This is a genomic window from Litoribacter ruber, from assembly GCF_018449405.1.
Lineage (GTDB): Bacteria > Bacteroidota > Bacteroidia > Cytophagales > Cyclobacteriaceae > Litoribacter > Litoribacter ruber.
This window is the reverse complement of record NZ_JAHCMY010000005.1, coordinates 240066-260075: the sequence shown is the minus strand read 5'-3', so window position 1 is coordinate 260075 and position 20010 is coordinate 240066. Positions and strand designations below refer to the sequence as shown.

The window sequence follows — 20010 nt, the reverse complement described above, 5'->3', positions numbered from 1 at the left end:
CCATGAGGTTTCACAATTAACAGCTTCTTTGCCGTTTTGGGTTCACAAAGATAGAATAGAAAAACTCAATTTTCTTGTATGGTCTGTAATTGCTTCTCAAAGCGCTCCAGAATTTCGCTCATCAGGTCTATTTTCTGCTCTGTCCGGCTGTTTGCTGAAAGGGAGTTGCCCTGCTTGTTTCCAGTGCTGTCGAGCATTTCCAAAGACTGCCTACGGAAAAGATCCTGATATTTGTTCCTAAACTCTCGCGCCCTTTTGATTTTTTGGTTTAGTTCCGCAGCGCTGTGGGCTTCCAATTTCCTCCCAAGGCTGTCATCAAATAGATCCAGCTCAGAATCGTTGCAGATTTGTTTGGCGGTATTTCTGTCAAATTTCATGATTTTATAGGTTAGGTTTCTAATAAAATCCTGTCGCTTTAAAATTGTTTGCTAAATGCTAAGGCATTCCCTTCATCAATTTTGTCTACTTTTGTGGTTATGAATGATTTTGGACAAAAGGGAAAAGTAGTCATTACCTGCAAAGACAGGTTTGCTCCTTATCTGGAAAAAGAACTTGTAGAACTTGGCTTCAAGCCCAAAAAAGTGAACAGGACTAGCATAGAGCTTTATGCATCATTGAATGAGTGTATCTATTTGAACCTTCATTTGAGAACCGCCAGCCATGTACTGTTTGAAATCAAGTCTTTTTATCTGCAACATGCAGATGATATTTATAGAAGGGTGAAGGCCCTTCCTTGGGAGAATTACATAGCGAATGATACTTATTTTTCAGTTTCCAGCCATGTTGAAAATGAAAGTGTCGATAATCCGCTTTTTGTAAATGTGCGGATAAAAGATGCCATTGTCGACAGGTTTAGAGAAAACACCGGTTCTAGGCCTGACTCCGGTTCAGAATATCTTGGAGCTGTTTTTCAGATGTATTGGAAAGACAAGCAAGCCATACTGTATATTAACACGTCAGGTGATACCATTGCTAAACATGGTTACCGCAAGATACCTGGCAAGGCACCGATGCTGGAGGCGCTTGTCTCGGCTACGCTGATGGCTGCCGATTGGAATGGGGAAGGCGTGCTGGTAAATCCAATGTGTGGCTCGGGAACGGTTGCTATTGAGGCAGCCATGGTGGCCACAAACAGATATCCAGGGCTTTATAGAGACCAATATGCATTTCAGTATATAAAAGGTTATGATGAGGCAGTTTTTGATCAAATGAAAGCTGACCTTAAGTCAAAAGTAAATGACAATATAGCTGTTACCATCATTGCCAATGATATAAGTGAGATTGCCATCAATGGGGCCTTGGAAAATGCCAAGGTAGCTGGGGTGAAAGACCATATCATTTTCGAAAAGGGTGATTTTGCTGATGTGGAGCTTCCCGAAACTGAAAAGGGCATTATTTTCATAAACCCTGAGTATGGCGAAAGGCTGGGCGAAGAAACTGAGTTGGAGGAAACCTATAAGAGAATAGGGGATTATATGAAGCAAAAAGGGGCAGGGTATACAGGTTATATTTTTACCGGTAACCTTGACCTGGCCAAAAAAATTGGCTTGAAAGCCAAAAGAAGGATGGAGTTCTACAACGGCACCTTGGACTGTAGACTTTTAAAATATGAATTATACAAAGGAAGTAAGGAGTAAAAAAATGGCCGGAGCTTATCCGGCCATTTTCATTATAAAATATTATTTAGCTCTTCAATTTTGGCATTTAGATCAGAAATGGCAGCTGAGTACCGCTCATCCCACTCTGCCAACCGCTCAGTTTCCTTTTGTTCGATTTCATACATTATGCCCGGCAGCATCCAGGAAGCATAACCGCTGAATGGATCTGTAGATGCATAAAGTGACCTATACCAAGAGCCAAAATACATGCCTTTTGGATCGATAAAGCTCTTTTCCAAGCCTAAAAGTTTGGTGTTAAGATCATCTTTTACTTCCGGGGAAAGGTCGCCGCTTTCCATTTTACTTTTCAAGGCAGCTTCATATTTTTGACCCAGGTCCAGCAGTTTCTCAAGTGCCATCTGGGTTTTTGTGAAACCTGCAAAGTCCGATTTATACCCTTTCACTTGGTTTTCGGCATTCTCAAAATGTAGCTTTAAATCCTTGCCGTACCTTGCCACATCATACGGGATTACTTCAGCATTGGCCAGCCTCAAGGAAATCAATCCCATCAATTGCTCAACTGCTGCGCCCATTTTGAAGGTAGGGTCTACGAATTTCTCATAGAAATGAAAAGTGTCGTAATTGGTATGGTAAAGTGTAGGGCCACCGGTGCCGCCATTTAGGGAAGGCACCCCAACATGCATATAAAAAGCTATGTGATCCGAACCACCACCTAAATTACCAATTGAGGGCTCCTCTTTATCACCAGCCCAAATTTCGAATACGGTTTTGGCTGAATCAGGGAAAGTGATTTCCTTGGAGGATTCGATGATGAGTTTTTTTAGGGTAGGAGAAGAGGCTGCTCCAAAGTTTCTACCAGAGACAGCCGCATCCAAATTGATATAAGCAACCGCTTTGGCTTCCAATTCCTCTTTCATCTGTTCCACCCATTCCGTAGAACCAATTACCCCATGTTCCTCTGCATCCCAATGGCCGATTAAAATGGATCTTTTAGGCTTGTTTTCCATTTGCCCAAGGGTTTCTGAAAGACTCAAAAGCATGGCAGTTCCACTGTTTGGATCTGTGGCTCCATGACCCCAAGCATCATAGTGGCAACCCAGAATAATCCATTCGTCAGGTCTTTCTGACCCTTTTAAAGTCCCTACTACGTTGTGGACACGAACAAAATCTCGGGGTTGGTCCACTTTAACTCTCACTTTCAGGTTTTCGCCGCCTTCCAGTCTATAAGTATATGGTAGTCCTCCCTGCCAGGAAGGAGGTACAGGCTTGCCTTTCATGTGCTCTAGAATTTCCCTTGCCGAACCATAAGGTATTGGGGTCACAGGGATTTTGTGCAGGTTGGTTTCTTCCGGATCCAAGCGTTTGACATCCGTGTCACCATCCAGCGGCAATGCCGGATCAAATGGTGTCAAGGGGTCCCCGGTGAAGTCTTCCGTAAGAAGTGACCCTCTCTGAATGGCGCTTTCGTTATAAAATAGCCCCTCTGGGTAAACCAGCCCCCTGGTGAAGCCGCTATCCTTTGGGTCTGTGAATATCAATAATCCGGCAGCACCATATTCTTGGGCAAATTTGGCTTTGTATCCACGGAAATTGCCCCCATACCGGGCCAATACAATCTTGCCTTCGATATCAATTCCCATTTCTTTTAGCAGCTCAAAATCTGCTTTGGTACCGTAATTTGCATAAACTACTTCGGCGGTGACATCTCCCGAACCCGAATAGGCATTCCAACCTTTGAGAAGATTTGGATCAGCCGAAAAGGGGTCCTCCTCCAAAATATACTCTTGCTGGTTCAATGGTTTCCGGATGGGCAAAACCAATTCCACCACTGATTCACCCGGATCCTTGGACATATAGACATCGTAAGGATATACTTCCACGTCCCATCCAGCTTTTTGCATGGTTTCCATCATGTAATCTTTAACCCTTTCATTTGCGGGGCTACCGGCCACATGAGGCTCTTTGGTCAAGGTCTTGAGGTGTTGCTTGAAACTATTAAAATCAACAGTTTTCAAGAACTCTGCTTCCACTTTCTTCTGGTCATTTACCTGACTTTGGTAAAATCCATCATAATCTTGGGCGTGAAGGATACCGGTTACTGACAGTAGGAGGCAATTGATTAAAAGTTTTTTCATATATGTTAATCAATAAGTTAAGTGTGTTGGGTTAAAGTGATTTATTTTATTGTATGAATTTTTCTACCGCGAGGATATTCTGGCTCTCTTTACCCAAAACTCTTTTTGTTCTCAGATATCTGTTTAATTCATATTCATCGTAATGCTCACTTTCTGGGTCAAAGGAACTGATTCTTACTCGGCCTCTTGAGTGAATAAATTCATTGTTTCCGATCCACATACCCACATGAATCACACGCTCGGGGGTGGTGTCAGTAGCAGGCTTGCCAAAGAAAAGCAGGTCGCCCACTTGAAGGTTTTCCCAGTCCTTTTCTCGGTCTACTTCTTCTCCTTCATGGATTTGTTGGCTGGCATCGCGTGGGATTACCTGGCCGTTGAGGAAAAAGATGGTTTTGGTAAAACCACTGCAATCCACGCCTTTGATGGAAGTGCCTCCCCACAGGTAAGGAACCCCCATCATGTTTTTGGCTGTGGAAATTAGGTTTTCATGGCTCGTCTCACGGCTTGCTAGCCAAGTGTGTAGTGGCTCAGACATGGACTTGTCCACGAAGCCTATTCTTCCATCAGGGAGCTTTACTTCATAGGCATTTCCTCTTTCCTGTAGCAGCTCCAACACATTCCCCGCTGTCAAATCAGAGACCATGCTTGCTCGGGATTCATCCGAAAACACATAACCCACCAGAGAGGTGAAGACAATTTTTGAAGCCTCGTTCCAGTTTTCCATTTCCTTTTGGGTCATTATCTCAATTCCGGCAGCATCAACCCAAGAAATGTACTGATCAGGGGTCTGGATGAGGTACCAGCCATCTTCTTTTTTCAAAACGTTGACAGGCGTTCCCATAGTAGCCTGTGTGGCCAACTCAGCACTATGCTTAGGGGCGCTTCGGATATTGGCAACGGAAATGGTCACCAAGCCGAAGTTTTTATCACCTTCCATATTGGGTAGGATTTCAACTTGGTCAAGGTAATTTATCCCTCGTTCATCCAATCTGTTTTTTAGATCCTCTAGTGCTTGGGGCAAATTAGTTTCACCAACTAATATCCCGTCTTCATAAGACACGTCAAAAAGGGCCACCCGCTTATCAGGGGCATATTCTTTCCTTGTTTCTGCAATAATTTCTTCCGGATTTTCCTGCTGGCTTTCACCACAGGAGGAAAAGGTTAAAGTTAAAGCGAAATAGGTTAAAATTGGAATGAATTGTATTTTATTCAATTTGAAATGCATATTCTTGTTTTGATATATTAGAGAATATTGTGGGCTATCCATTAAAAAAACCCTTGGACTCACATCCAAGGGCTTAATTTACTATTATTTTGAATGCTTTTCCAAACCAGGATCTCTTTCCAAGAATTCTTGGTAAAGCTGGATGTGTCGATTGCTCATCGGCACTCTATAGCCCTCAATAAATACATGCTTGATTTGGGTTTTGGTTTCAAAAGGATCACCGTCCGAAACAAAAAGCGTAGCGGATTTGCCTTCCTCAATTGACCCCAAATTGTCATCGACACCAAAAATCTCAGCAGGGACGATGGTTACAGCCTTCAAAGCCTCCTCTTTGCCCATTCCGTAGGCTGCTGCAAAGCCGGCATTGAATGGAAGGTTTCTCACATTTTCAGTATCATTGGTCCTGATGGCGACCTTTACCCCAGCTTTGAGCATTTTGCCCGGGTTGGTGTAGGAAACGTCAAACCTGTCTGAACCTCTTGTAGGAATAGAAAGCATAGGTCCTGTGATTACCGGATAACCTGCCTCAGCAATTTTATCGGCAACTCTCCAGCCTTCAGCCACACCCGTTAATACTACGTTTACATCTTCCTTATCTTCCAACCACTTCAAGGCCTCCAAAATATCGTTGGCCGCATTTACTTCAATCAATAGGGGAAGCTCGCCGGTTACAGCTTTAGCCAAGTGCTCCATTTCAGGATAGTACTCCAAGTCACCTTCCGCAGCGTTAATTTCGCTGTACATGGTAGCTCTTTGCCATACTTCATTGATATTTTTAAGAGCCTTTTCGGCATCTTTTTTAATATCCTCATCGCTTCTTCTGTCCCAAGTGCTTCTTCTAGCTGAAGAAGGATAGTTCATCACGATCCCCTTGAAACCAGCATACATTTGGTCAGGCGTATAGCCATTCAGGTTGATGAGTGCAGCTGTACCGGAAAAGATGCCGCCACCTGGCACTGCTAGGGTGGTGGTGACCCCACTTACTCTAGTGACTGGTATGGCTACAGCATTTGGGTTGATGGTAGTCAAAGCCTGCATATTTGGCGTTACGGAGCCCAGTTCGGTATGGTCAACTGTTTCTTGTACGGAGTTTATTTCTACCATTCCGAGCTTAGTCCCTGAATCAAACATGCCTGGATATATATAGTGTCCCGTACAGTCGATTTCCTCGGCATCAGCTGCAGAAAGGTCTGTGCCGATCCCCTGGATTTTACCGTTTTCTATTAAAAGGCTGGCATTCTCCATTGTGCCGTTCGTAACGGTGACGATGGTAGCATTGGTCAGCAGAAATTTACCTGACCTTGGCTTGATCACTTCCCCGTCAATCTGGGCACTTGCCATAAAGGGCAAGAGGCAGAAAAGGAAGCTTGCTATGATTAAATTAATTTTTCTCATGTTGAAGATAATTATTTTAAAGTCAGATGATTATTAATGGTTGTGAAAGTTGAACAACTGCTCAGCTTCTGTGAAAAGGAAGTCCAGATCATGCATGCATTTGTGATCGTGTTCCTTCAGGAAGATTGGTTCTACCAATTCGGTAGGGTTAACCTTCAACCTTTGATCATCTTTATCCTCATTTAAATCAAAATATTTGACACCGTCCACAAAAGTCATTTGTGGAATGGCATAAACAGAAAGTGGGTGGTTGTCGAAAATAACCAAGTCTCCCTGCTTGCCCTCTTCGATTGAGCCAACCATGTCCCCAATCCCCAACTGCTTGGCTGGGTTGATGGTGATCAAGGCTAGGGCCTCATCGTCGGTTAGCCCACCATATCTTTGGGTTTTGGCAGCTTCATGGTACAGGTGACGGATCAATTCTCCACTGTCAGAGTTGATGGAAGTCAGCACACCGTTTTCATTCAAGATTGCCGCGTTGAAAGCAGTGGAGTAATACACCTCAAACTTATAGGCCCACCAGTCTGCAAAAACTGAGGCTCCCATGGTGTATTCAGCTAATTCAGGGGCTACTTTGAAGCCTTCGTTTACATGCGAGAAAACTATGTTTTTGATCCCAAATTCCTTACATACCTGGATCAACATATAGATTTCATCAGCGCGGTAGGAGTGGCAATGGATGATGATGTCGCCATCTAAGATATCAACCAAGGTCTGTAGTCTTGAATCATATGTGGGAGCTATGGCCTTGCTGTTCCGTTGCTTGCTTGCTTGCTCATAGTCTTCCCATCTTTTCTTATACTGAAGCGCTTCGTTGAAACCATTTCTGATCACCGCTTCCACACCCATTCTGGTTCTTGGTTGGATGTTATTGCCACGACCATGAACCCTGGTTGGGTTTTCGCCCAATGCGAATTTGATGGTTCTAGGGGCTTCTTTCATGAAAAGATCCTCAGGATCGTGTGTGCCAAATCTGTGCTTTAGCGTCACGTTTTGGCCGCCTATGGCATTGGCCGATCCGTGCATGGCGTGAGAAATCGTAGTTCCACCGGCCAAGGCTCTGTAGATTCCCACATCATAGGGATCCACCACATCACCCATCCAAACCTCTGAAGTAATCGGACTGGTGGCCTCATTGACCACGTCCAAGGCAATATGAGAGTGGGCATCAATTATTCCGGGCATCACATATTTGCCGGAGGCATCCACTGTGGTCACGTTGTTTCCGGCAGAAAGGCCCTGACCAATTCTTCGGATCACGCCGTTTTCTACCAAGATGTCTGTATCTTCCAAGGTACCGTTGGTTACTGTGAGTACCGTGGCGTTTTTGATTAAAACCGACCCTTTGTCTGTCTGCGCATTCACAGTATTCCAGCACATGAGGGCAGCTATTGCATATATAATCTTTTTCATCAGTATCAATTATTTTGTCTCAGGTTGTTTGGTGGCTCTCATGGGGAAGCTTCCAAAATCAGCTACCACAAGGTTTCCGTCAAATTCATTTCCTGAAATGTCCCCAGAAACATTAAATGTAATATTGTTACCCCCTGCGTCAATGTTAAATTCAAAGCGAAGGCTGCTGCCATCCACTGAGATGTTTTTCAACTCCGAGGTGATCTGTCCGCTACCGGCAGGATTGTCCAAGGTGATTTCTCCTCTGTAGTCCTCACCGTCTTTTCTGAATACCAAAAGACCCTGGGAATCACCCTGCGGAGATTGGGCGCTATATTCCCATCTTCCTTCAAGGTCTGCCGGTTCGCCATTACCATTGGATTTCTTCTTTTCGGTAGTTTCGTAATCGAACATGTGCCCATCGGCAAAGACATGTTTAATTTGGCTATCTTCTTTGAAAATACTGTCGGTAGCAATGACCATATTAGCCAGTTTTCCTTTTTCAAGGGTACCGGCATAATTGTCAATGCCAAGGATTTTAGCAGCATTGATGGTCAGCGCCGCAAGTGCAGCTTCCTCAGAAAGGCCATTTTCAATCATGAGCCTGATGTTTTTTCTGACATCCCCAACTTTGGCACCTTGAGAGGTGAACCCAAACGGAATTCCTGCTTCGTGAAACTTGGCGGCTTCGGCCAACCTTGCCTGGTAGGCTTCCTTAACTCTTTCAATCCTTGCTTTTCGTTCTTCATCGCTTTCGCTATCCTCCATTTTGGATGATTTGTCTTCCGGCAAGTCCAAAGTCAAAAGGACAGCGGCCTGGCTGTTTTTGATTTGTGGAATTATTGGGTAGGCGCCTGATACGCCGTTTAGGATCAATTTAAAGCCCAACTCTTCCTGCAGTCGGATGGCTCTTCTGGTGGTCAAGTCATCTTCCACTGCAAAAACAATCGGTGTGGAGCCATCGTGGGAGCCGTAGAAAGCTTCCAAAGTCTTATTTTTCTCTGGTCTTCTGATGCCAGGGTTGCTGGCAAAAAGGTTAGCATGTTGGCTGGTGTATTCCGAATTTTTATAAAGATCTCTGAACTTGGCCATCACCCCAAGGATTGTAGCTGGGTACATGCCTCTGGAGCCTTTAAAAGTAGCTACCAGGGCTGCATTTTCTTTATAGATATTGCTTGATGATTTGTGGCCATACACCACGATTGCAGTTTTTCCCGGGAGCATTCCTCCTTCAGGAATCAATTGGCCCATGGTAAAACCAGCTTTTCTCCAATCGTTGATTTGGTTGCTGTTGGCATCAAAATAATCCAGCACATTTCTGTAGGGGGTGATTCCGGCAACTTCATCAGGGGGGGAGGAGGCGTTGAAATTGGAAGGTTTTTCTACGTCTTTTGGACGGGAAACTCCAGCGCTGGAGCCGCCGTCAATAAATCCCGGATAAACATACAGGGAATCCCCAGCAATGCGGTGTGCATTTGAGGGTATGGACACATTGGGTCCGATGGCATCTATGAGGCCATTTTTGATAATTATGGTGGTGTTTTGCTGGGATTGCCCAGGTGAGGTGAAAACCGTCGCGTTGGTAATGGCAAAGGTACCTGTAACCCTTTTCTCACCGCTGGCATCGCTTTGTGCCTTGACCGGTGAAACCTGGAGAAACCCTACCAAAACCAACAAGCCTAGGATAAGGCGCAGTTTGTAAATGTTACTCATGTTGATTGGTTAGTTGTTGTTTATATTCCGTAAACTACTAAAAGTATTCAGGAATCTGGGAGAGATTTTGTGCCAACTGCCGAGGATTTTGAGGAACGGCAAAATAAGGCCTATATAAATCAGTGGGTTGAGGTACTATTTTAAAGTTTAAAAAATGTCTCATTTTTTTTTAATTGTATTTTATTTATTCGAGAATTGCATATATTTACTCCCAGAAAACGCCAATATGAAGAACATTTTACTGATTGAAGACGATGCGCTGATTTCAACTATGGTAAGGTTCCGACTAAAGAAAGACGGGTACAATATCACAGTGGCTGAGGACGGGGATGCGGGGATAGAAGCCATACATAAATGTTCTCCTGACCTAATTATTACCGATGTGATGATGCCTTTCAAAAACGGCATTGATATCATCAACTACGCACAAAAACACAAGCCAGATTGTCCAATTATCGTGTTGAGTTCCTTGGGAGAGGAAGAAAATACAGTATTGGAAGCCTTTAATCTGGGGGCCTCAGATTTTGTTCCCAAACCCTTTAACCCTAACGAATTAGCTATTAGGGTCAAAAGATTAATTAATAATTGATGTAATCAGTTGAGCAAGCTTTCTTTTCTTCAATCAACTTATATGGCATATAAGGTTGAAATTGTGTCTTTCGCTTTTAGCGTTTTAGTGTGTGCGATCCCTAAAGTGTCTTATTCCCAAGGCCAAGATTCCGATCCAGAAAATACCTTAGACTTTCTAGAAATGGGGGAGTCCCTTAAAGGCTTGACCTACAAAGTCCAGGTGGGAAGTTTTTCTGCACCCAGATTCCATGATGTTTTTGAGCTGGAGGAAAACGAGGAGGGTTATCTGTGGACTTTGGGTGAATTTGAGTCATTGCCAGAGGCCTCTGAGAAAAGGGATTCCCTTTCAGATTATTTTCCTGATGCCTGGGTTAGCTTTTACCTCAATGAAGAAAAAGCGACCTATAAAGAGATAGATTCGGCGGTGCAATCTCACCTTGCCCAATCCAAATTGGCCTTAAAAGAAGGCCTAGAGTGGATTAAGAGCGCGGGTTATTTGCCTGAATTAAGGTATAAAGTGCAAGTGGGAAGTCACAGGAGACCCGTTTCTGTACCTGGATTTTCTTCAGAGGAATATGAAGGCAAGCATTTACTGCTATTTGGCGAATTTGTGGATTATCATGAAGCCTTGGAGGCAAGGGATAGCTTGACCAAAATTGGATTTCCGGATTCTTGGGTTTCATTTTATCTGAGTGGGGATAGGGCTGATTTGGTTGCAGTTAATGATTATATCAAAGGGAATTTTGTGCAAACTGAAATTCCGGAAGTACAGGTAGCTGAAAGTTCAGACGAGAGCATAATTCAGGCGCTGGATAATAAGTTATCAGCAGATACAGAAAAATCCTTTCTCAAAAAGCTTTTGTATTTTGAGGCAGAAAGAAAAATCTATAGCATTGCTTTATACTTTATAATTATATTTTTCGGAACCACTATTTCCTTGATCATGGTGCTGATTTCGCACCGCAGGTCCGTGGAAATGGCGAAGGCCCGCAAGAAGGTTTACCAGAGAAAAATAGATGATTTCTTATCCAGTTTGCTGCTTGAGGATGACTTGACTGACGAACTCTTGGACAAGAAGCTACAAAAATTTAAAACCAAGATCCCATTTGACCGCAATTGGTGCAAGGAGCTATTGATCAAAAACATCGTAGACTTAAAGAAAAACTTCAAAGGGGAGATGGCGGATATGTTTATCACTATTTACTTGAAACTGGAGTTGTTGAGCTATACGGAGCGGCTGATAAATGATTCCAGCTGGTATGTGAAAACAAAGGGGATCTTCCATTTTCAGGAACTTGGATATGCTGAGGGATTGCCTTTGATCAAGGCATACACCGATAGTTCCAATGACTTCCTCCGAAACGTGGCCATCATAGCCTATATCAGTTTGGATGAAAAAGATCCCTTGGCGATTTTCAACAATTATAATGGCCAAATCGACAAAATCGAAGAATTGAAGATTTTGGATACCATCAAGACGAGTAAGATAAAGGTGCCGAAAAACATCATACTTTGGTTAAAATCCGATAATGAGTCTTTGGTTTCCCTGACCTTGAAGATGGTTACTTATTTTAACCATGCGGAAGCAGGGCCTACAGTGATTGAACTTCTTGATCATCACTCTTCAAAAATCAGAAATGAGGCTATAGGGGCCTGTGGAAAGCTATTTCTAGTGACAGCAGAGGAGAAGTTACTTGAAAAATTCGTATCGGAGACTGAAGACAATCAAATTGAAATATTAAGGACTTTAAGAACTATAGGGTCTTATTTGACTAACTTTTTCCTGGAAAAACTGCTGGAACAGAACCATAGCAGAGAAGTGAAAATAGAAACGATGATCACACTGAAAGAGCTGGGAAGTGAAGTCTATGAGCAGAATTTTGATGACAAGTCCGAGCTTGGTTTAATTAAATTGCATGTTGAAAATCCCTACATCAAATGATACAGCATCTATTTTCAGATTTTCTAAGGGGGTATGAGGTCTTTATAGGCTTTTACGCTCTTAGCTATATAGTCTTTTATTTCGCCCTATCTGTGTTGTCTTTTGTCGCCATTAAAATTTACAGTAACAGAAAGCACAACATCAAAGACGATATCCTTATCAAATCAAACCACGTGTTAGGTGTGTCGGTAGTGGCGCCTGCCTATAACGAGGGGGCCAATATTGTATTCAACGTGCAGTCACTCCTTTCGCTTAATTATCCTAAATTTGAGGTAATCATCATCAATGATGGGAGTACGGATGATACCCTAGATAAGCTGATTAAGGAATTTGAGCTGGTAAAGGTTGATTTCTTTTATGAAAGTAAGATCCACACCCAGCCTGTAAAAGGGCATTATAAATCAACCAACCCAGTTTATAGCAAACTTTTGGTGGTTGATAAAGAAAACGGGAAGAGCAAGGCAGATGCCTCAAATGCGGGGATCAATTCGGCTCAATACCCACTTTTCTTGTGTACTGACGTGGATTGCATCCTCAGAAAGGATACCATCGTCAAACTGGCCAAGCCTTTCATGGAGAACAGAAGGCGTGTTATCGCCACTGGGGCTGCCATCCGTGCCAGCAATTCCTGTGAGGTGAGGGAAGGATTTTTGGACAAAATCCACTATCCCAAAAACTGGCTAGCCAGATTTCAGGAGTTGGAATATATCAGAGCATTCCTTTTGGGAAGAATGGCTTGGAGCAAGATCAACAGCTTGCTACTCGTGTCAGGTGGATTAGGCCTTTTCGACAAGGAGATAGCCATTAAGGCTGGTGGTTATTGGCACAAGTCGCTTGGAGAGGATATGGAGCTCATCACCCGTATGCGAAAGCACATGTATAGCATCAAGGAGGACTTTATCATCCAATATATTCCTGAATCCCTTTGTTTCACAGAAGTACCTGCAACGATCAAGGTTTTGGTACGTCAAAGGTCAAGATGGGGCAGGGGGCTAATCCAAACGCTTTATTTACATAAGGATGTTTTCTTCAACAAGAAATTCGGAAGGATGGGATTTTTGATTTTCCCGCACTTTCTGTTGTTTGAATTTCTTGTACCCATATTGGAGGCCATTGGTATAATAACCCTTTTGGTGAGCTTCTTAATATTCAATACTGATTATGAGCACCTGTTATTGTTGTCGACATTTGTCTATTTCTTTTATTTGACTGTAACTTTGTTTTCAATCCTTTGGGATGAAATCCTGTACAACCACTATGCAAATGTTCGGGAGGTGGCAATCTTAATCGCCATGGCCTTTATCGAGCCATTTGTCTATCACCCAATCAATATTTTTGCCACTCTAAAAGGATATTATCATTTCTTTAGGGCTAAAGAGCAGAAGTGGGGCGACATGGAAAGACAGGGATTTGTGAAAGTTGAAAAAGTGGCTACTGCAGCCTAATTCATTATGAAAAGAGTATTATTCGTTTTGATTGCCTTTTTGGGCACGCTTGGGGCTGAAGCTCAGACCCAGAAATTGAATACAGACAGTCTTTTATACAAATCCCTTGAGGACTTTCAAAAAGGCTCCTATGATTTGGTGATCAAGCAGTCACAAAAAGCGTTAGCCGTGGCGCCGGATTATCTGGATTTCCATTTGCTCTTGGGTAGATCCTACTTGATGAAAGACAATTATGACAGCGCCAGATATTATTTGAGCAACGTAGTTGAAAAAAATGAAGCATACATAGAGGCTTTTCAGTTTCTAATTGATACGGAACTTAGGTCTGGGAATTATGATCAAGCAGGAGGGGTAGCAGAAAAGGCGATAGATATCCATCCTGGTGAAAAAATCTTCTACAGGAAGAAAATTGCCTCATTACAGCTTCAGGAAAGGGAGAAGGAAGAAAAAGCATTTCTTGCCAGCTCTTTGGAGAAATTCCCAAATGACCCGGACTTTCGTCAGCGACTTTATTTTCTGGAGACAAAGAACAAGACAGACCGGGTAGGAGTCAATTATAGTATAACTACATTTGACCGTGAAAATGTTGGCCCTTGGCATCTGGTGGGTGCTCAATATGTTCGCGAAAGGGACTGGGGTAGCTTGATTGGAAGAGTGAATTATGCCGATAGAATGTCTGCAGGTGAAAGCATTACTACAGGTTACCAGTTTGAATTGGAGTCTTATGTGTTCATGGGAAAAAATGGCTACAGCCATATCTCTGGAGCGTATAGCAATAGCATTGTGTTTCCGTCTGTTCGCGCGGCGTATTCCTATTATCACAATTTCAGAAATGGCTGGGAAACAGAAGTTGGTGCCAGGTATGTGGAAATGGCAGGCAGAAACTTCAGGTCTGGCATCGTAGGCGTTGGAAAATATTTTGGGTCTTTCTGGCTTAATGGCAGAACATTTATCCAAAATGAAGGGACACAATTCTTCCCCGCTTTCCAGCTAACTTCTAGGTATTATTTTGACAGTAGATTTGACTACCTGAATTTTATTGTAGGCTATGGTACATCCCCTGATGAAAGGGCTACTTTAAACCAGTTTGAGTCCAGAGTTGCCATGGATAGCTATAGGACTGGGATAGGGTATTTCAGGTTATGGAATGACCGGATAATTACCGGAACACAGTTTACTTTCAACTATCAGGAACTGATGCCGGGGCTTCAGCAAAATGAATATGAGGTGTTCTTAATGGTACATTATAAATTTTAAATGTCTGATTATTAGCAAGGCAGTCAGGCTAGCAGGAAAGGCAGATAGGCATATATTCTTGGATTGGCTAGACGGAAGACCGAAGACCGAAGAATGTTATATTCTAACATCACCAGGATTCTTGCAGATTCAGCGGTTTACTGAAAGAATTACTGATATACATTTTATTCTGTGAAAAGTCTTTCATTTCAATTGAAATTAAAGACTTTTTGTTTTATATAAATTGAATCTTGCATTAATAAAAATGCATTTTGATTTTTATTTTCAAATTTTTGTCTATTTTTGTTACAAGTAAATTTTTAAAATATGAAGCGAATACTTATTGTTGAGGATGATCCCTTGACATTGAAGATTACCGAGAATAAGCTTAAAAAGGAAGGATACCAGGTTTACATCAGCAAGGATGGAAAGGATGGTATTGAAAAGCTTCACACACTTAAACCGGATTTGGTAATTACTGATTTGATGATGCCTTATAAATCGGGCATGGAAATCACCTATTATGTAAAGAAAAATTTCCCAGGGGTTCCGGTAATTGTTTTTTCCGCATTGGGTGAGGAAGAAAAAACGGTTGTCGATACATTTAACGTGGGAGCCAATGATTTCATTTCTAAACCGTTTAACCTAAATGAGCTTGCTTTGCGAGTTAAAAGGCTGATTAAGTAAAGAAAATTTATTAAATTTATTCATTGCAATCATCTGAAAATTTCATAGTCAATGGATAAAAGCCTTCTTCATAAAGAATTATTCTCCAATATTAAGACAACAGGGGCCATTACTTTTAGCTCAAAGGCCCTAGTCAGTAAAATGCTCTCCTACGCCGAGCTCAAAGGAGCAAAGACCATCGTCGAACTTGGCGGTGGAGATGGCAGCATTACCCGTGGTATTGTTGAGAAAATGGATAAGGACGCTGATCTTTATGTGTTTGAGATTAGTCAGAAATTTTGCGACTCCCTGAAAAAGGAATTTCCGCAAAACAACATTCATATTATCTGCGATTCGGCCTCCAATTTTGATAATCACATCAACGGCAGCAAGCCGGATGTGATTTTTTCTTCCTTACCTTTCAGCTTAATCCCAAAAGAGGAAAGGGAAAAGATTTATTCCGTAAGCTCTCAAAAGCTCAATGGCCAAGGCCCATTTATTCAAATCTGCTACTCATACCTGCTCAAATTCCAGTTTGCAAAACATTTCAGCAAGGTAAAAGCCAGCTGGACGCTTAAAAACTTTCCCCCGGCATTTATTATGGTTTGCAACTAATCGCAAACAGATTGCCTTCTATATACGATGATTTGTTTCATTGAATAAAAGGTACAGAATGGATTCGGATAAATTTAAAGGTAGAGGTTCCCACATTCAGCCTGAAAACAGGTTTCTGAAAAGGAAAGAGGTTTTTCAGTTTGTAGAAGGGCTGGACATGCCCAAATATGAGGGTAGGCCTGTTAGCAAGTATTTTTCCGATTCGGTGAAAAACCCTTTGAGCAAAAACGATAGCCCGGATTTGCCACTTTCTTTTTCCATCAACCCATACCAAGGTTGCGAGCATGGCTGTATATACTGTTATGCGCGCAATAGTCATACGTATTGGGGATTTGATGCGGGATTGGGGTTTGAAACCAATATTGTGGTCAAGCATAATATTGTCGACAAGCTAAAAGAGACCTTTAAGAAAAAAGGATATCAGCCCACGCCGATCATGCTATCAGGCAATACGGATTGTTATCAGCCAGCTGAGAAGAAATTCAAATTAACACGTCAGATTCTTCAGACTTGTTTGAATTATAAGCACCCAGTGAGCTTGATCACTAAAAATTCCCTTGTTGAAAGGGATATGGATATTTTGGTCGAATTGGCAAAGCTAAAGTTGGTACATGTCTATTTTAGCATCAACCATCTCGACCCTGGATTGAAGCAGGTTTTGGAACCCCGAACGGCCACTGCTGAAAAGAAAATTAACCTAATTGGGAAATTTACCGACCACGGTATCCCAGTGGGAATAATGATTGCACCGATAATACCTGGGATAAATAATAACGACATTCTGCCCATTCTCAAGTTGGCTTCCCAAGCCGGGGCATTACGCGCCGGATATACGGTGGTCAGGTTAAACGGTCAGTTGGAGGAAATCTTTACCGAGTGGTTAGAACGGGAATTTCCCGACAGAAAGGAGAAGGTCCTGCATCAGATTCAGAGTTTGCATGGCGGCAGTGTGAGGGATAACGACTGGGGTAGAAGAATCAAAGGAGAGGGGCCTATTGCAGAAGTAATCAGAGGAATTTTCCAGCAGGGTGTCAAGAAGTATTTGGATGGCAGGTCAATGCCGGAATACGATTTATCTCTTTTTAATCCGGGTAATCAATTGAGACTATTTTGAAAATGGAAGAAGCAGCTTCAGACTCTACACTTTATGTCACACAAACTTTATCCGAGGAGGGTAAAATACCCAACGTGTTGGAAACTGCAATCATGGACATGGGCCGGCAAAGAGGTGACAAGACCTTTTGCCCATCAGAAATTGCTAGATGGATGTATCCAGAAGATTGGCGGGCATTCATGCCTGATGTTCAAGAAGAGATGATGCGACTGTATCAAGAGGGGAAAATTGTGGTAACCCAAAAAGGAAATGAGGTTGATAAAAACCAAATGCCCGCTGGACCAGTTAGAATATGGGTTCCAAAATCCTAAGTAACCAATTGTGATAAAGCAATGGAAAGATTAACATTATTAACCTTCGCATTCCTGATGACCTTTGCTGCCTGTGGGCAAAAGGCATCCAATAAGTCCAACAAGCCAATGAATGAATTACCCAAAACAGAAGTAAATGTCCCTGAAGGATATGAAGTGGCCACATTAGGTAGTGGTTGTTTCTGGTGTATTGAGGCCATTTATCAAGACCTCAAAGGGGTGGAAGATGTCAGGTCCGGCTATAGTGGTGGGCATGTATCCGATCCGAGCTATAAACTCATCACGTCTGGAACCTCCGGACACGCCGAAGTGATTCAGTTCTATTTTGATCCGAAAGTGATTTCCTACAGTGACGTGTTGGAGATTTTCTGGTCAACCCATGACCCCACTACTTTAAACCGTCAAGGCAACGATGTGGGCCCCCAATATAGAAGTGCAGTCTTTTATCATACTGATGAGCAGCGAGAATTAGCAGAACATTTCAAGTCAAAATTGAATGAAGAAAAGGTTTTTGATAAACCGATTGTAACAGAAATTACGCCGTTTTCCAACTTCTATGTGGCGGAAGATTACCATCAAAATTACTACAAACTCAACGCCGGTCAGGCTTATTGCCAATATGTGATTAGGCCTAAAGTTGAAAAATTTAAAAAGGTTTTTGCCGACAGGCTAAAATAAAAAAAGGGATCCTAGTTTAGGGTCCCTTTTGTCAATACAGAAAACATAAGCGTTTCCAGGAAGCGCTTTACTTTTGGCTTGCTGTCCGAATTTTGAAACTCAGTCAAGGTTTGGAAATGCTTTGAGAAATAGAATTGCTCGTAAGTTGTCTCTATAAGGTTACATGCCAATGCGCGAGGAAATTCATATTCCTTATTTACCTCTATAAAGATTTTGGAGATGGTATCCACAAGTCTTTCATAGCTTTTGAAATACCCTTCTTTATCCTCAAATTCCACCTTTTTGGTCAAGTAAGCTTTGGCAGATTCTGAAATCATGATGTCATGCAAACTTTTGATATCCATGTTTCTTATCGACGGGGAAGCTGACTCTGTATTTACCAAAATGTCGATGACCTTGTCCAGTTTATCTTTTGGGGTGTGAATGTACTCTGTGGAAAATTCGATTTTCATATTGAGCACTTCCCAATAGACTGATATGAGGTAGACCAGTAGATTGTGCTTGTTATTGAAATAACGGTAAACGGAAGCTTCATTTGACTTGATTTTAGTGGCCAGTTTTTTGAAGGTAAACTCCTCAATCCCTAGATCCCTGATCATGCTTATGCTGGATACGATGATTTTTTGACCTAAAGCCGATTTTTCTGGATTGATAAGATACAGCTTATCATTTTTGGGTAAATGAATATCTATTTCCATAGGCTAATTGAAGCTTAATTCTGTTCTTGGATTTCGTGTGCTGGCCGCTTGATCTTCTCGATGGTTTTTTTGGTCACCATCATTGTCATATCATAATAGGCTACAAATAACATGACTGCAGCTACCAGGTAAAACACCATAAAATCAAACCTTAAAAAGAACCAACCACCGATTAATCCTCCGAATAGATAAAAAGACAATATAGTAAATCTTAGCGTAAGTCTGTCTTTCAAAATCTTAGTGCTTTCTGTTTTGGGATGAAACCATTGGGAAAGCTCGGCTCCCAAATCGGTGAAAAGACCTGTTACGTGTGTGGTCTTTACTACTCCACCTGTAATGGTTGAAACCAGACTGTTTTGAAGCCCCATACAAAATAGTAGGGCTCCCACTAGCCATTCCGTTTCCCTAAGTGTTTCTGAATAATAATGGTGCCCATAAAAGGCTACCCCAAGTAGCACCACAATTTCTAAAATGACAGGGACGGAATGCGCCACATACGTGCCTTTCCGCACTACAGAATAAATTAAATAATTTGCCAAAAAGGCTCCGAATAGGAAAAGCAGAAGCCATATCATTACGATATACACCTGATGCCAATGCCCTTTTACAATTTCTTCGGCAAGAACTGCCACATGTCCGGTCACATTGGAGGTAAAGGCGAAAAATGCGACTACGCTTGCCACATTGACCATACCGGCTGCGGTAGCGGTAGACCCAGCGAGCATAAGGTTGTCTTTTGTTGATCTTTTTTTCTGATCGTTTCTTAACATTCTGGGGTTTGATTATTTTTTAAAAGTTAATTTCGCAATACCTCGTGACTCCATGCCAATGTCAAAATTTAATATCATCTCATTGTCATTCAGCTCTTTAATGTCATATCTTTCTATATGCCCATCTTCATGCGTAAGCTTTAATATGTGACCACGGCCTTTGATTATCCAAGTGCCTTTGCCTAGGATTTCCCCGTTTTTCACAAACGTAATGGTGTTGTTTTCTCCAAAAACCCAGTTTTCGGCTTCGTGCTTTCTTACTGTGGTAAGGTCATAGTAAAACATGGATGGTTCGTTGGTCTTTTCATAAGTCCAAGAATCCTCTTCCCAATTTCCCAGGATGATATTTTCAGGATTGTTGGAAACAAACCCCAAGGAAACGGCCACGGTGACGATCACTATTCCTGCTGTGATGATTAAATTACTGAACTTTGGCATAGGGGATGAATTTTGGAATACTTCCTTTCATATGTGAAAGTAATACTT

Annotated in this window: 19 protein-coding genes; 10 read left to right on the top strand and 9 right to left on the bottom strand. The window is 42.2% G+C overall.

The window, feature by feature from the left end; translation table 11 throughout:
• Window positions 1-65: 65 nt before the first annotated feature.
• Entirely contained in the window at window positions 66-377 is a 312-nt protein-coding gene (locus KI659_RS11490) for a hypothetical protein (protein WP_213945480.1), read from the bottom strand.
• Window positions 378-476: 99 nt separating this feature from the next.
• On the opposite strand from KI659_RS11490, the gene KI659_RS11485 reads away from it, so the two are divergent.
• Entirely contained in the window at window positions 477-1637 is a 1161-nt protein-coding gene (locus tag KI659_RS11485; RefSeq protein WP_213945479.1) for a THUMP domain-containing class I SAM-dependent RNA methyltransferase, read from the top strand.
• Between the two features lie 32 nt (window positions 1638-1669).
• Here the strand turns inward: KI659_RS11485 and KI659_RS11480 are convergent, their stop codons facing one another.
• From KI659_RS11480 to KI659_RS11460, 5 genes are all read right to left on the bottom strand, one after another.
• Window positions 1670-3754: a M28 family peptidase gene (locus KI659_RS11480; protein ID WP_213945478.1), complete on the bottom strand. Its 2085-nt coding sequence runs from the start codon at window positions 3752-3754 to the stop codon at window positions 1670-1672.
• A gap of 46 nt (window positions 3755-3800) precedes the next feature.
• Complete coding sequence (locus KI659_RS11475; protein WP_213945477.1) at window positions 3801-4979, bottom strand: C40 family peptidase; 1179 nt, start codon at window positions 4977-4979, stop codon at window positions 3801-3803.
• Between the two features lie 84 nt (window positions 4980-5063).
• Window positions 5064-6374 carry an amidohydrolase family protein gene (locus KI659_RS11470; protein ID WP_213945476.1) on the bottom strand — a complete coding sequence of 437 codons (1311 nt, stop codon included), beginning with the start codon at window positions 6372-6374 and terminating at the stop codon, window positions 5064-5066.
• A gap of 33 nt (window positions 6375-6407) precedes the next feature.
• Window positions 6408-7787, bottom strand: a complete 1380-nt coding sequence (locus KI659_RS11465) for an amidohydrolase family protein (protein ID WP_213945475.1) — start codon at window positions 7785-7787, stop codon at window positions 6408-6410.
• 9 nt (window positions 7788-7796) lie between these two features.
• Window positions 7797-9479 carry an amidohydrolase family protein gene (locus KI659_RS11460; protein WP_213945474.1) on the bottom strand — a complete coding sequence of 561 codons (1683 nt, stop codon included), beginning with the start codon at window positions 9477-9479 and terminating at the stop codon, window positions 7797-7799.
• A gap of 226 nt (window positions 9480-9705) precedes the next feature.
• Between KI659_RS11460 and KI659_RS11455 the strand changes: the two genes are divergently transcribed.
• From KI659_RS11455 to msrA, 9 genes are all read left to right on the top strand, one after another.
• The gene (locus KI659_RS11455; protein WP_213945473.1) at window positions 9706-10068 is read left to right on the top strand and encodes a response regulator transcription factor; all 363 of its coding nucleotides are present in this window, start codon (window positions 9706-9708) and stop codon (window positions 10066-10068) included.
• A gap of 42 nt (window positions 10069-10110) precedes the next feature.
• Window positions 10111-11991 (top strand): HEAT repeat domain-containing protein, encoded by a 1881-nt coding sequence (locus KI659_RS11450; RefSeq protein WP_213945472.1) that lies wholly within the window; start codon window positions 10111-10113, stop codon window positions 11989-11991.
• On the top strand, window positions 11988-13436 hold the full coding sequence (locus KI659_RS11445) for a glycosyltransferase family 2 protein (RefSeq protein WP_213945471.1): 1449 nt from the start codon (window positions 11988-11990) through the stop codon (window positions 13434-13436). The genes KI659_RS11450 and KI659_RS11445 overlap by 4 nt, the downstream gene beginning before the upstream one ends.
• Before the next feature lie 6 nt (window positions 13437-13442).
• The gene (locus KI659_RS11440) at window positions 13443-14693 is read left to right on the top strand and encodes a YaiO family outer membrane beta-barrel protein (protein ID WP_213945470.1); all 1251 of its coding nucleotides are present in this window, start codon (window positions 13443-13445) and stop codon (window positions 14691-14693) included.
• A gap of 306 nt (window positions 14694-14999) precedes the next feature.
• Entirely contained in the window at window positions 15000-15359 is a 360-nt protein-coding gene (locus tag KI659_RS11435; protein ID WP_213945469.1) for a response regulator transcription factor, read from the top strand.
• A 51-nt stretch (window positions 15360-15410) separates the two neighbouring features.
• Complete coding sequence (locus KI659_RS11430) at window positions 15411-15953, top strand: class I SAM-dependent methyltransferase (RefSeq protein ID WP_213945468.1); 543 nt, start codon at window positions 15411-15413, stop codon at window positions 15951-15953.
• Window positions 15954-16011: 58 nt separating this feature from the next.
• Window positions 16012-17067, top strand: a complete 1056-nt coding sequence (locus tag KI659_RS11425; RefSeq protein WP_213945467.1) for a PA0069 family radical SAM protein — start codon at window positions 16012-16014, stop codon at window positions 17065-17067.
• A gap of 2 nt (window positions 17068-17069) precedes the next feature.
• Window positions 17070-17378, top strand: a complete 309-nt coding sequence (locus KI659_RS11420) for a DUF3253 domain-containing protein (protein ID WP_213945517.1) — start codon at window positions 17070-17072, stop codon at window positions 17376-17378.
• A gap of 21 nt (window positions 17379-17399) precedes the next feature.
• A complete protein-coding gene (gene msrA / locus KI659_RS11415; protein WP_317194910.1) occupies window positions 17400-18056 on the top strand; it encodes a peptide-methionine (S)-S-oxide reductase MsrA in 657 nt (218 codons plus the stop codon).
• A gap of 11 nt (window positions 18057-18067) precedes the next feature.
• Here the strand turns inward: msrA and KI659_RS11410 are convergent, their stop codons facing one another.
• From KI659_RS11410 to KI659_RS11400, 3 genes are read right to left on the bottom strand one after another with little or no spacing between them, the layout of a single operon-like run.
• Window positions 18068-18754 (bottom strand): TetR/AcrR family transcriptional regulator, encoded by a 687-nt coding sequence (locus tag KI659_RS11410; RefSeq protein WP_213945466.1) that lies wholly within the window; start codon window positions 18752-18754, stop codon window positions 18068-18070.
• Between the two features lie 14 nt (window positions 18755-18768).
• Window positions 18769-19524 carry a YoaK family protein gene (locus tag KI659_RS11405; RefSeq protein WP_213945465.1) on the bottom strand — a complete coding sequence of 252 codons (756 nt, stop codon included), beginning with the start codon at window positions 19522-19524 and terminating at the stop codon, window positions 18769-18771.
• Between the two features lie 12 nt (window positions 19525-19536).
• Window positions 19537-19962 (bottom strand): lipocalin family protein, encoded by a 426-nt coding sequence (locus KI659_RS11400; RefSeq protein WP_213945464.1) that lies wholly within the window; start codon window positions 19960-19962, stop codon window positions 19537-19539.
• Between the last annotated feature and the right edge of the window lie 48 nt (window positions 19963-20010).